Source organism: Alkalihalobacillus alcalophilus ATCC 27647 = CGMCC 1.3604 (genome assembly GCF_000292245.2).
Classification (GTDB): domain Bacteria; phylum Bacillota; class Bacilli; order Bacillales; family Bacillaceae_D; genus Alkalihalobacillus; species Alkalihalobacillus alcalophilus.
This window is the reverse complement of record NZ_ALPT02000013.1, coordinates 58,808-68,096: the sequence shown is the minus strand read 5'-3', so window position 1 is coordinate 68,096 and position 9,289 is coordinate 58,808. Positions and strand designations below refer to the sequence as shown.

The 9,289-nt window shown below is 38.4% G+C and carries 6 protein-coding genes; all 6 read left to right on the top strand.

Annotated elements, in window-relative coordinates:
• The first annotated feature begins 195 nt into the window (after positions 1-195).
• The 6 genes from BALCAV_RS05405 to trmFO all read left to right on the top strand — a co-directional run bounded on the left by BALCAV_RS05405 (position 196) and on the right by trmFO (position 9,255).
• Positions 196-1,773, top strand: a complete 1,578-nt coding sequence (locus BALCAV_RS05405; RefSeq protein ID WP_003320696.1) for a benzoate-CoA ligase family protein — start codon at positions 196-198, stop codon at positions 1,771-1,773.
• Between the two features lie 279 nt (positions 1,774-2,052).
• A complete protein-coding gene (gene sucC / locus BALCAV_RS05400) occupies positions 2,053-3,213 on the top strand; it encodes an ADP-forming succinate--CoA ligase subunit beta (RefSeq protein WP_003320695.1) in 1,161 nt (386 codons plus the stop codon).
• Positions 3,214-3,231: 18 nt separating this feature from the next.
• Positions 3,232-4,146, top strand: coding sequence for a succinate--CoA ligase subunit alpha (gene sucD / locus BALCAV_RS05395; RefSeq protein ID WP_003320694.1), 915 nt, complete (start codon positions 3,232-3,234; stop codon positions 4,144-4,146).
• Between the two features lie 388 nt (positions 4,147-4,534).
• Positions 4,535-5,416, top strand: a complete 882-nt coding sequence (dprA, locus tag BALCAV_RS05390) for a DNA-processing protein DprA (protein WP_003320693.1) — start codon at positions 4,535-4,537, stop codon at positions 5,414-5,416.
• A 157-nt stretch (positions 5,417-5,573) separates the two neighbouring features.
• Entirely contained in the window at positions 5,574-7,646 is a 2,073-nt protein-coding gene (gene topA, locus BALCAV_RS05385) for a type I DNA topoisomerase (protein WP_003320692.1), read from the top strand.
• Positions 7,647-7,947: 301 nt separating this feature from the next.
• Positions 7,948-9,255 carry an FADH(2)-oxidizing methylenetetrahydrofolate--tRNA-(uracil(54)-C(5))-methyltransferase TrmFO gene (gene trmFO, locus BALCAV_RS05380; protein WP_003320691.1) on the top strand — a complete coding sequence of 436 codons (1,308 nt, stop codon included), beginning with the start codon at positions 7,948-7,950 and terminating at the stop codon, positions 9,253-9,255.
• Positions 9,256-9,289 lie beyond the last annotated feature (34 nt).

The window sequence follows — 9,289 nt, the reverse complement described above, 5'->3', positions numbered from 1 at the left end:
TTTTATTCCGCTCGGAGGATGCCCAAGAAGGCTTAAGTGCTTTTATTGAAAAACGTCCAGCTGACTGGTCTGGGAAATAAGTGCCATCAAATGTTGTGAAAAGGTGAATCTAAGGTAAAAACGATTGTTTTTACCTTGATTTTCCTGAATTTAAACGGGTAGAGACGTATCATTTTTTCAACTGGAGGGAAATAAATGATCGATTCACATGCATTAAATTTTGTTGGGGTTAAGGAGCACTATAATGCAACAAACCGTTTTATTGAGGAGAATGTTCAAAAAGGTTTAGGGGAAAAAGTCGCGATTTATTCTGATGATAAAAGCCTTACGTACAACGAACTCTTAACGAGTGTTAATCAAATTGGTGACGCTTTCAAAAAAATTCATGTTGAGAGTGAAAATCGAGTTCTGTTATTAGCTTACGATTCAGCCGAGTTTATTGTTACTTTTTACGGAGCAATGAAAATCGGTGCAGTACCGATTCCGGTGAATACGATGTTGCCTGCACAGGATTATGAATATTTATTAAATGATAGTCGGGCGAAGGTTCTCGTCGTAGAGTCAGAGGTTTGGCAAAACATGAAAGGAAATAAAGAGCGATTTATTTATTTAAAACATGTGATTGTCATCGATGCAAAAGGGACAGAAGCTCATGAAGAACTTGATTTTTATCAGTTTCTAAATACAGGTTCCAAGGAATGTCAAACTTATCAGAGTGCGGCAGAAGATCCAGGGTTTTGGCTTTATAGTTCCGGGAGTACAGGCAAACCAAAAGGAGTCATCCATCAACAAAAAAATATGGAGGCGGCTTTAGAAAATTATGCGAAAAACATATTAAACATGACAGAGGATGATATAACGTTCTCGGCTTCTAAATTATTTTTTGCTTATGGGTTAGGGAATGGGATGTATTTTCCATTAGGAGTTGGGGGAACAACGGTTTTGATGAGTGAGAGACCGAAACCAGATAAGATTTTTGAACAAATCGAAAAAGCGAAGCCGACTATTTTTTTTGGTGTCCCTACCTTATATGGAGCAATGTTGAACTATGTCGAGCAAACAGGGATCGTCCCTGATTTGTCGTCTATTCGAGTCTGTGTCTCAGCGGGGGAAGCTTTGCCAGCTTCTTTCTACAATAAATGGAAAGAGGTTTTTCAGCTAGATATTTTAGATGGTATTGGCTCAACTGAGGCATTGCATATTTTTTTATCTAACCGGATCGGTGATATTCAACCTGGGAGCACCGGAAAAATAGTGCCAGGTTACGAAGCGAAAATTTTGAATGACCAATCGATCGAGTTAGGACCGAATGAGGTTGGTGATCTTGTTATTAAAGGGGAAAGCTTAACAGGGGGATATTGGTGTAACAGAAAAGAAAATCAGCGCAAGTTTTATGGTGAATGGATGCACACAGGGGATAAGTATTATCTAGATGAAAACGGTTATTTTTGGTATTCAGGACGATCGGATGACATGCTAAAGGTAGGGGGAATCTGGGTTTCACCTATTGAAATTGAAAACATCCTTTTTCAACATCCAAAAGTTCTAGAAGTAGCGGTTGTTGGGAAAGAGACCGTGAATCAACTCGTGTATCCTAAAGCGTATATCGTTTTAAAATCTGGGATTGAAGGAACGGAAATGTTAAAAGATGAATTAAGACTATATGTAAAGGAGCATTTAGCCCCTTATAAATACCCACGAGAAATTGAGTTTATTGATGATTTACCAAAAACAGCATCAGGAAAGATCCAACGCTTCCGCTTAAGATTATAATTATATGAAATCCGTGGAGATGTCTCTCTATGGATTTCTTTTATTTTCAGATCATTATATTTTTTATCCTTAACAAGAGGGAGGAAAAGGTTTTGTGAAGCGGTTTTTTATTCAAAAGGAACATCAATATTCTTATAATACAAAAGAATTTGTCGATTTATTGAATAAAATCCTCCACAAATAATTCTAATAATGCTAAAATGAATATGGTTCTAATCAATCGTCAGTAAAATGGTTGAATAGGAAACAATTTATGTTACCGATAGGAGGCTGGAGAGAATGAATATCCATGAATATCAAGGAAAAGAACTCCTTCGTCAATATGGAGTAGCAGTTCCAAATGGTAAAGTGGCATTTTCTGTAGACGAAGCAGTAGAAGCTGCCAAAGAGTTAGGTACGCAAGTAAATGTAGTAAAAGCTCAAATCCATGCAGGTGGACGTGGTAAAGCAGGTGGCGTTAAGGTTGCCAAAAACCTTGATGAAGTTCGTACATACGCTAATGAGATTTTAGGAAAGACATTAGTTACTCATCAAACGGGCCCTGAAGGTAAAGAAGTAAAGCGCTTACTTATTGAAGAAGGCTGCGATATTAAGAAAGAATATTATGTAGGACTTGTATTAGATCGTGCTACATCCCGTATCGTTTTAATGGCTTCTGAAGAAGGTGGAACAGAAATTGAGGAAGTGGCAGAAGCGACTCCTGAAAAAATCTTCAAAGAGATCATTGATCCAGCGGTAGGGTTACAAGGATATCAAGCAAGAAGAATTGCTTTTAATATTAATATTCCGAAAGAATTAGTTGGACAAGCGGTTAAGTTCATGATGGGCTTATATAAAGCATTTGTTGATAACGATGCTTCGATTGCTGAAATTAACCCACTTGTCACAACTGGAGATGGAAAGGTAATGGCACTAGATGCAAAGTTAAACTTTGATTCTAATGCTCTTTACCGTCAAAAAGAAGTTCTTGCTTTCCGTGATTTAGAGGAAGAAGATGAAAAAGAAATCGAAGCTTCTAAATACGATTTAAGCTATATCGCATTAGATGGAAACATCGGTTGTATGGTTAATGGTGCTGGACTTGCGATGGCAACGATGGACATTATTAAACATTATAATGGCGACCCGGCTAACTTCCTTGATGTTGGGGGCGGTGCGACAGCTGAGAAGGTAACAGAAGCTTTCAAAATTATCTTATCTGATGACAAAGTTAAAGGAATTTTCGTTAACATCTTTGGTGGTATCATGAAGTGTGACATCATTGCAGAAGGTGTTGTAGCAGCAACGAAACAAGTTGGTTTAGAGATTCCTTTAGTTGTACGTTTAGAAGGAACAAACGTTGATTTAGGTAAGAAAATTTTAAGTGAATCAGGTTTAAACATTACAGCTGCTGATTCAATGGCTGATGGCGCACAAAAAATCGTATCTCTAGTTAAATAGAAAGGCGGGACGAAAGAAATGAGTATCCTTATAAACAAAGATACAAAGGTTATTGTTCAAGGGATTACAGGTAAAACAGGTTTATTCCATACACAACAAGCTGTTGAGTACGGTACAAATATCGTTGGTGGAGTAACGCCTGGTAAAGGTGGAACGGAAGTAGAGGGAATCCCGGTATTTAATACGGTTTCTGAAGCGGTTGCAGCAACGGGTGCGAATGCGTCAGTTATTTATGTACCACCTGCATTTGCAGCAGATTCTATTATGGAAGCGGTTGACGCTGAATTAGATTTAGCGATTTGTATTACAGAGGGAATCCCTGTAATGGACATGGTTTCTGTTAAACGTTATATGGAAGGGAAGAAAACTCGTTTAATCGGACCTAACTGCCCAGGTGTTATCACGCCTGAGGAGTGCAAAATTGGGATCATGCCTGGTTATATTCACAAAAAAGGTCATGTCGGAGTTGTTTCTCGTTCTGGTACGCTTACGTATGAGGCGGTACATCAATTATCAACAGAAGGCATTGGTCAATCAAGTGCCGTTGGTATCGGTGGAGACCCAGTAAATGGAACGAACTTTATCGATGTTTTAAACCTATTTAATGAAGATCCAGACACATATGCGGTCATCATGATTGGTGAAATTGGTGGAACAGCTGAAGAAGAAGCAGCTGAATGGATTAAAGAGAACATGACAAAACCTGTTGTTGGTTTCATCGGTGGTCAAACAGCCCCTCCAGGGAAACGTATGGGCCACGCTGGTGCGATTATTTCAGGTGGTAAGGGTACAGCATCTGAAAAGATCAAAACGCTTGAGAGTTGCGGTGTGAAGGTTGCTGAAACTCCTTCTGTTATGGGAGAGACTTTGATTTCTGTTCTAAAAGAAAAAGGTCTTTACGAAAAGTGCATTACACATGAGGTAACGAAATAAGCTTTTTTATTCGAAATAAGAGCGGCTTAAAATGCTAATCTTAGTCATACTCAAATGGAAGCTATCCGGTAAGGTTAATAAAACCTTGTGTGGATAGCTTTTTTTATGCGAACAAAATGGAGGAGGCTCGGCTTAAAATAGAAAAGTGCCAGGAAGAAACCGAAATAGCTCGCCTTTCTGTACAATAATCTCCACTTCTAGATGTTGCTCAGCACGAAATAAGCAGGAATTTCATTCGTTATGTCGAAAAAAGTAATGATTGAAACTCCATTTGTTGTATAACAGTGGCTTTATTTAACGGTTCTACTATCGCTTTATCCTCTCTATTTCCTTCTGCTAAATCTTCATTTTTCTCCGTGTCATTTAATTTTTGAAAGGTTGTGAAAGATTGTCACAAATTCGTCAAAAAATCATTCATCTACATTTTTGTCGAGGAGTATCGAGCACAAAATGTATTAAAATTTTAGAAAAGGATCCTCAATTGGAGCAATTACCTACCTTAAGTGTCCACGACCTCCAGCACATCTATCGCTTCTCCCCAAAACAAGCTGCTCATTTTTATGAAGATTATCATCGTTTTGCTCCAGAACAGGTTGCGGAATTTTTGGCAAAACATCAAATCGAAGCGATTACGTTGATAGATGAAGACTATCCCTTATTATTAAAAGAAATATATGATCCGCCACTTGTCTTATATACAATTGGAAAAAAGGAGCTATTAAAAAAGAAAATGATAGCAGCTGTTGGGACGAGGCAACCAACAGCTTTAGGGAAAAGGAGTATTGCTCTGTTATTGCCCCCACTTATTGAACAAAACTGGACGATTATTAGTGGATTGGCAAAAGGGATTGATGCAATAGCCCACCAAGCTACGATAAGGGCTGGAGGGACAACGATTGCCGTTTTAGGTTCTGGATTCTTTCACCCTTACCCAAAAGAAAATCTGTCATTATATGAATATATTAAAAAAGAACAACTTGTTATAAGTGAGTATCCTCCTTATTGTCCGCCGACAAAGTGGCAGTTTCCAGCGAGGAATCGAATCATAAGTGGCCTTTCCTATGGGGTCATTGTGGTTGAAGCAAAGGAAAAAAGTGGTTCTTTAATTACAGCTGATCAGGCTTTAGAGCAAGGGAGGGAAGTATTTGCTGTACCTGGCCCTATCTATGAATCCCAATCATTAGGAACAAATTATTTAATTCAGCAGGGAGCCAAACTTGCTCTTAATGCAAACGATATTTTAAATGAATTGCCATCTGTCGATATTTGACGAGTTTCTACTATATAAATAGTGTCTAAGATAGTGAAGAAAGGATAAAAAGTGGATTTAAAACAGGAAAATACAAAAGTACAGTTTGACAAAATAAGAAAGTCTGTTTAATAATGAGGAAGATTTACATTTTATCTTCGAGAGAGGGAGTTGCAATATGGCCGATTATTTAGTAATCGTAGAATCTCCCGCCAAAGCAAAGACCATTGGAAAGTATTTAGGAAAAAAATACATTGTGAAAGCTTCAATGGGTCATGTAAGAGACTTACCTAAAAGTCAAATGGGAGTAGATGTGAAAGAAGACTTCGAACCACGTTATATAACAATTCGAGGTAAAGGACCCGTATTAAAAGAATTAAAGACCGCAGCAAAAAAAGTGAAAAAAATTTATTTAGCGGCTGACCCCGATCGTGAAGGGGAAGCGATCGCATGGCATTTAGCTCATAGTTTGGGGATAGACCCAAATTCAGATTGTCGTGTCGTCTTTAATGAAATTACTAAACAAGCGATTAAAGATGCGTTTAAAACCCCAAGAAAAATAAATATGGATTTAGTTGATGCTCAGCAAGCACGTCGGATTTTGGATCGATTAGTTGGTTATAATATTAGTCCACTTCTATGGAAAAAAGTGAAAAAAGGATTAAGTGCTGGCCGTGTCCAATCGGTTGCCGTCAAAATGATCATCGAGCGTGAAAAAGAAATCCAAGAGTTTAAACCGGAAGAATATTGGAGCATTGAAGGTCAATTCAAAATGGATGATGAAACATTTGATGCGAAGTTTTATGGTGTCGATGGAAAGAAAAAAAGTTTAGCCTCTGAAGAAGAAGTGCAAACTGTCTTAAAGAAAATCAAAGGGAAAGAATTTGATATTTCTTCTGTTAGTAAGAAGGAGCGAAAGCGTAACCCGGTTGCCCCATTTACGACATCTTCTCTTCAGCAGGAAGCAGCAAGAAAGTTAAACTTTCGAGCAAGAAAGACAATGATGATTGCTCAACAGCTATATGAAGGAATTGACCTAGGAAAAGAAGGAACGGTCGGGTTAATTACGTATATGCGTACCGATTCTACAAGAATTTCGGAAACGGCTCAAACGGAATCAAAAGAATTTATTGAAAAAAACTATGGGAAAGAATTTTTACGACAAGGGAAAAGGGTCGATAAAAAGGGTTCTAATGCTCAAGATGCCCATGAAGCGATTCGTCCAACATCCGTATTTTATGAGCCAAAAGATGTAAAGGCGTATTTATCTAGAGATCAATTACGACTATATAAATTAATTTGGGAACGCCTTGTGGCAAGTGAAATGGCTCCAGCAGTTATGGATACGATGAGCGTTGATCTAACGAATCAAGGAGTTATCTTTCGAGCGACAGGTTCCAAGTTGAAATTTCCTGGTTTTATGAAAGTGTATATTGAAGGAAATGATGACGGTAAAAAAGAAGAAGATCGATTATTACCGGACTTAGAGGAAGGTGGAGTCGTTTCTAAAGAAGACATTGAACCTCATCAACATTTCACCCAGCCGCCGCCTCGATATACGGAAGCAAGGCTTGTAAAAACGATGGAGGAGCTAGGGATCGGTCGCCCGTCTACATATGCCCCAACATTGGATACGATTCAGCGTAGAGGATATGTAGCCTTAGAGGAGAAGCGATTCATTCCGACTGAGCTTGGAGAAATTGTACTGCATTTAATCGTTGAATTTTTCCCGGAAATTTTAGATGTAGAATTTACAGCTAAGATGGAGACTGATTTAGATTCGATTGAAGAAGGGAATCATCGCTGGGTTCAAATTATTGATGATTTTTATCAAGGGTTTGAAAAACGACTTCTCGTTGCTGAAGAGGAAATGAAGGAAGTTGAAATTAAGGATGAACCAGCTGGAGAAACTTGCGAAAAATGTGGTCATGACATGGTGTACAAAATGGGGCGTTATGGAAAATTTATGGCTTGCTCCAACTTCCCAGACTGTCGTAATACAAAGGCGATAGTGAAGGAGATTGGGGTTACTTGTCCAACTTGTCATGAAGGACAAATTGTCGAACGGAAAAGCAAAAAGAAACGAATGTTTTATGGATGTAATCGATATCCGGAATGCGAATTTATTTCTTGGGATAAGCCAATCAGTCGTCCTTGTCCAAAATGTCAGCAGCTACTCGTTGAGAAGAAGTCGAAAAAGGGTGTACAAGTACAGTGTACATCTTGTGATTATAAAGAAGAATCAAATTAATAATAGTTTTTTGTTGAATGTTGTAGAAAAAAGTATTATGATATGTTTGGCAATCAAGTCAGTTGTACGTACTTTTTTAAAAGCCTTCACCTTTAGTAGGGTGAAGGCGTTTGTATGCTTACAATTGTTTTTAATAGGATAAACTGAGGATAGATAAGCTTTTTAGTAAAGGAATTTAATTTTTACATAGAGAGTCCAAATAAAGTAATGCTTTTGAGTTGAAAACAAAGTACATGGAAATGGTCAAAAAAAATCTTAATTCATAAAATGTTCACAATTGTTTTAAGTGGGAGGAAATATGATGCAAACGAAACATGTTAATGTGATAGGTGCTGGGTTAGCAGGGAGTGAAGCGGCGTGGCAATTAGCTAAAAGAGGCGTTCAAGTCTCGTTATATGAAATGCGTCCTGTCAGACAAACGGCTGCACACCATACAGATAAATTTGCTGAGCTTGTGTGTAGTAACTCACTCCGTTCAAATGCCCTTACGAATGCAGTCGGTGTTTTAAAAGAAGAGATGAGAGCGCTTGATTCGGTTATTATTGCGGCGGCAGATTCAGCGGCAGTGCCAGCAGGAGGAGCGTTAGCTGTTGATCGTCATGATTTTGCAGCACTTGTAACGGAGAAGGTGAAAAATCACCCGAATGTAACGGTTATAAATGAAGAGGTTAATGGAATTCCTGAAGGACCAACAATTATCGCAACAGGGCCGTTGACTTCAGAAAGCCTTTCCAAAGAACTTCTTCAGTTAACAGGTGAAGAGTACTTATATTTTTATGATGCGGCTGCACCGATTATCGAAGCTGATTCAATAAATAGGGATAAAGTGTATTTAAAATCTCGTTATGATAAAGGGGAGGCAGCCTATTTAAACTGTCCGATGACGGAAGAAGAGTTTGATCGTTTTTATGAGGCGCTCACTTCAGCTGAAACAGTCCCGTTAAAGGAGTTTGAAAAGGAAATCTTTTTTGAAGGGTGTATGCCAATTGAAGTAATGGCTTCAAGAGGGAAAAAGACGATGCTATTTGGTCCCATGAAACCTGTAGGATTAGAAGATCCTAAAACAGGGAAAAGACCTTATGCGGTTGTTCAATTACGACAAGATAATTCATCAGGTACTCTTTACAATCTCGTTGGCTTTCAAACTCATTTAAAGTGGGGGCCACAAAAAGAAGTTCTTCGCTTAATTCCTGGTTTAGAGGAAGCAGAAATTGTTCGTTATGGTGTCATGCATCGTAACACATTTATTAATTCACCGAACTTACTCAAACCAACGTATCAATACAAAGAGCGTGATGATTTATTTTTCGCTGGTCAAATTACTGGAGTAGAAGGATACGTAGAGTCTGCGGCAGCTGGATTAGTTGCAGGGATTAACGCCTCGCGTTTGGTAGACGGTCAAGAAATGTTGGAGTTCCCTGATAAGACTGTTATAGGAAGTATGGCTCAATATATTACCCAAGCGAACTCGAAGAACTTCCAGCCTATGAATGCAAACTTTGGTTTATTGCCTCCTTTTGAAGAAAGGATCCGTAATAAAAAAGAGCGTTATGAAAAGCTGGCTACACGAGCATTGGCAGAGATTCAGAATTTTGTGAAAAAAGTGTAAACATAATTGTCACTGTTATGAATTCATGTTAGAA